The sequence below is a fragment of the Corallococcus sp. AB049A genome (genome assembly GCF_003668885.1).
GTDB lineage: Bacteria > Myxococcota > Myxococcia > Myxococcales > Myxococcaceae > Corallococcus > Corallococcus interemptor.
Genome location: NZ_RAWL01000647.1, coordinates 1 through 3293 on the forward strand (window position 1 = coordinate 1; position 3293 = coordinate 3293).

5 protein-coding genes are annotated in these 3293 nt (G+C 68.5%); 2 read left to right on the forward strand and 3 right to left on the reverse strand.

Annotation, left to right across the window (positions count from 1 at the left end; all coding sequences use genetic code 11):
* Positions 1–49: 49 nt before the first annotated feature.
* Positions 50–367: a DUF3817 domain-containing protein gene (locus D7X55_RS37710; protein ID WP_121725558.1), complete on the forward strand. Its 318-nt coding sequence runs from the start codon at positions 50–52 to the stop codon at positions 365–367.
* A 1-nt stretch (position 368) separates the two neighbouring features.
* Here D7X55_RS37710 and D7X55_RS37715 read toward each other — a convergent pair whose 3' ends face one another.
* Positions 369–755, reverse strand: coding sequence for a hypothetical protein (locus D7X55_RS37715; RefSeq protein WP_121725559.1), 387 nt, complete (start codon positions 753–755; stop codon positions 369–371).
* A 210-nt stretch (positions 756–965) separates the two neighbouring features.
* Between D7X55_RS37715 and D7X55_RS37720 the strand changes: the two genes are divergently transcribed.
* Positions 966–1775 carry a Uma2 family endonuclease gene (locus tag D7X55_RS37720; RefSeq protein WP_120552926.1) on the forward strand — a complete coding sequence of 270 codons (810 nt, stop codon included), beginning with the start codon at positions 966–968 and terminating at the stop codon, positions 1773–1775.
* Here D7X55_RS37720 and D7X55_RS44300 read toward each other — a convergent pair.
* On the reverse strand, positions 1762–2463 hold the full coding sequence (locus tag D7X55_RS44300) for a ComF family protein (protein ID WP_199747320.1): 702 nt from the start codon (positions 2461–2463) through the stop codon (positions 1762–1764). The two genes, D7X55_RS37720 and D7X55_RS44300, sit on opposite strands and share 14 nt — an antisense overlap.
* Before the next feature lie 56 nt (positions 2464–2519).
* A partial coding sequence (locus tag D7X55_RS37735) for an RNA ligase RtcB family protein (protein WP_121725560.1) occupies positions 2520–3293 on the reverse strand: 774 nt, incomplete at its 5' end.

Here is a 3293-nt window from a genome sequence, read left to right on the forward strand (position 1 = left end):
ACATCCGGTAGCTTGACGGTGGGGGAGGGGGCAGGGGAGAGAGGACGTCATGCTGAAGACCGCTTTGGGCCGTTTCCGCGCTGTCGCCTTCTGGGAGGGCCTGTCCTTCCTGGTGCTGCTGCTCATCGCCATGCCGCTGAAGTACGTGCTGCACATGCCCCTGGGCGTGCGCGTGGTGGGCATGGCGCACGGCGTGCTGTTCATGGCGTACCTCTACACGCTGATGATGGCGGCCATCGAATACCGCTGGGGCCTGAAGCGGATCGCCGTGGCCTTCGTGGCCTCGCTCGTGCCGGGCGGGACGTTCTGGCTGGATGCACAGCTGCGCGGTGAGGCGCTCGCGCTGGAGACGGCGAAGACGCGCTGATTCACCAGTGTTCGATGATGAATGGCAGCACGCCCATTAGCATTCCCCAGAGGAACGGAGGGGTGTTGAGCACGATGCCGATGACGGCGGGTACGACGATTCCGGGGCGGAGGCGTCCCTTTTCCCGGATGAGCGCCGCGACACCGCAGGCCAGTCCCAGCGTGAAGCCGATCAGGAAGATGATCAGCCACAGTGCGACCATGTCCGTCCTGCGCGCCAGGTAGATGCCCCCCCCGGTGAGGAAGGCCGTCAGCCAGCTGAGCTGGGCAAGGTATTCGCCCAGGGTGGAGTGGTTGCTGGGACGGATGGCGCCCGTCGCCAGCAGGTGCTTCCTGCACGTGCGGCAGTGCGCCGGTTCACTATCAGGAGCAACGCACGCCCGGCACATGAAGGCACCGCATCGCGAGCACTCCACCGCCGCGACCCTGGAATGCGTGGCACAGCGCGCGTTTGTCTCGTTCCCAGGAGTGGGGGCCGGTGTGGATGTCATTCGTCGCGAAGTATAGACGGCGGTTCGAGAATTCCTTGGCGCGTCGCTTGCTCAAGGCCTGCGCGGGGGCGATTGACCATGGGGCCTACCCGACGCAGGCTTGAGGTCATGGGACGTCATACCGACAAGGTTGGAGACGCCTTCCCCCGGGCGCCTTCTCAGGAAGAGTGGGATCGGATGGGGCAGGAGGAGCGGGACCGGGTGGTGGCAACACTGCCGCATGAGGTGACGTACGAAGAGATGGCGATGCCCGAGGGGGACGACCATCAAGAGCCCAAGCTGCTCGCACGCGAGGCGCTCCGGGGCTACTTCAAGCGTCGTGGACGCAAGGCTTACGTAGGCTCGGAATTGCCTGTGTATTACCCGGCGGAGCGACGGTTCGCGCCGGACCTGCTGGTCGTGCTGGATGTGGAGAACCACCGACGGAAGAAGTGGCTCGTCAGCCACGAGGGGCACGGGCTCGACTGGGTGATGGAGATCCACGCCGGGGGCGACCGGAAGAAGGATGCCGAGTTCAACGTGAGCCGGTATGCCCGTCTGGGAATCCCCGAGTACTTCATCTTCGATGGAGGAAGGCTCACGCTGGAGGGCTACCGGCTGGCGACACCGGATGCGCGCAGCTACACGCGCATGGAATCCCGGAATGGTCGCTTCACCTCTGAGGTGCTGGGCCTCGACCTCCAGGTCGAAGGCGAGGACGTGCGTTTCTGGACAGGCAATGCGCCGTTGCTGGTCTCCGATGAGTTCATCGAACGTCTGGAAGATCAGACGATGATTCTGCAGCGGCGTGCGCAGGAAGAATCCCGGCGTGCCCAGGAAGAATCCCGGCGCGCGGATGAAGAATCCCGACGCGCGGACGAGGCCGAACGCCGCGCCAGGGAACTCGAAGCCGAGCTCGCCCGGCTCAGGCGAGGGTGAACGCCCTCGCCAGGGTCAGCACCTCCACGCGCGTGGCCCCTGCTTCCCTCAAGGCGATAGCGGCGGCCCGCGCCGTGGACCCCGTGGTGAACACGTCGTCCAGGAGCAACACCTCCTGCCCCTTCACCGCCCGCGATGCCACGAACGCTCCGGCCACGTTGCCCGCGCGCTCCACCTCGCTCAGCCCCACCTGACGGCGCGTCTCTCGCGTGCGCGTGAGCCAGCCCGCCGGCGCCGTCCTTCCCGTGGCCTTCGCCAGCTCCCCCGCGAGCAGGTGCGCCTGGTCGTACTGCCGCTTCCGGAAGCGCTTCACGTGCAGCGGCAACGCGACCACGTGCCCGGGTGAAGTCCTCAGGAACCGCCGCGCCTCGTCCGCGAGCAGCGCTCCCAGCGGCGCCGCGAGGTCCGGGTGGTCCTCGTACTTGAACCGGTGGATGGCCCTCGCCACCGGCCCCTCGTGCGCGAAGGGCGCCCAGGCCCGGCTGAACGGCGGCGGCGCCGTCCGGCACCGGGGACAGGTGTTCCCCGGGAACACTCCCGGCTCCGCGCACGTCCGGCAACACGACGGTGGCAGCCGCTCCAGCGCCGTGTCACACGGCTCGCAGAACACCGCGCCCATGCCCGGCAGCACCTTCGCGCAGGCCAGACACATGGGCGGATAAATCAAATCCAACAGGGCCTTCCACATCACCGGGACTCCCAGAGGCAGCGCATGCCGCGTCCCCCGTGCGAGCCCCGTGCCGCTCACTCCGCCGTGCGGCCTCGCGTCTTGTACGTGAGCACCGGCGCCAGCGTCGCCACCACCCTCACCAGCCCCGCCTCCACCAGGTCCGTCACCACGCGGTCGATGGCCTTGTAGGCCGGCGGCGCCTCCTCGAAGAGCAGGTCCCGGTCCTCGCACACCACGTGGCTCTTGAAGGACGTGCGTGTCAGCGACTCCGCCGTGAAGCGCTCCTTCAGCCGCTCCCGCGCCGCCGAGCGCGTCCACTTGCGGCCCGCGCCGTGCGCCAGGCTGTTCGCGCTCTGCTCGCCCGCGCCCACCGGCAACACCAGATAACTCAATGCACCGCGGCTGCCGGGAATCACCACCGGCCCCTCGTCCCAGGGCGCCGCGCCCTTGCGGTGCAGCCACCACACGCGTCCGTCCCCATGCCGCTCGGTGACACTGTTGTGGCACACGTCCAACACCCGCCGCCCCGTCGCCCCAATCCCATCCAACATCCGCTGCGCCACCATGGCCCGGTTCGCCTTCGCCCACCGCACCGCGCCGTCATGCCGCTGGAGGTATTCGCGCGCCTCGTCCGAATCCGCCGCCAGTCCGCCCGCCGCGTGCCGGTCCACGTGCTTGCGCAGGATGCTCTCCCCCAACCCGCGCGACCCCGAGTGCACGAGCAACAGCAACCGCTCCTCCCGCAGGCCCAGCGCCTCGAAGACGCGCGCGTCGTGCACCTCCTCCACCCGCTGCACCTCCGCGAAGTGGTTGCCGCCGCCCACCGTGCCCAGCGCCGACTCGAAGCC